A 429-nucleotide genomic window follows, 5' to 3' on the forward strand; every position below is an offset into this window, starting at 1 on the left:
CCTCCTTATTGCCTCGATCAATACACGTAGTGTAGCGCAAACCCAGATTATTCACAACCCCGGACGTGAAAAACGGGGCGCGTGCCCCGTCCATCTATCCCTTCACGCCGAGCTGCGTATGTTGCTGTGGCGCATGCTTCAGTTTCAGGTCCGTGATATCACCAATACTGCGCCACGCGCCGTCGATACAGACACTAGCCGTCATTCCCTCAATCATGGAGGATGAGGCGCGCACCGGAATATCAGCACCCAGCTTCACAGTCGCCAGTCCCGGCTTCGAGAATTCGATGCTGCGTGAATCATCGGTACCAACGACGTGGGGCAGCACCAAATCCACAGCGGCCGGTAGCTTAGGTGCGTTGATGAGTTCATTCCAGTGAGCTTGGATGTCCGGCTCTATTTCTCTGAGCACCCTATACCACACACGGT

At 55.5% G+C, this 429-nt stretch carries 1 protein-coding gene; it reads right to left on the bottom strand.

What is annotated here, in order from left to right; translation table 11 throughout:
• Positions 1-94: 94 nt before the first annotated feature.
• Positions 95-429, bottom strand: a 335-nt coding sequence (locus tag AC1RPG_RS08220) for a hypothetical protein (protein ID WP_481762503.1), incomplete at its 5' end; no start/stop codon positions are given.

It is taken from the genome of Dellaglioa sp. CoH-57-MRSF-18 (assembly GCF_056781995.1).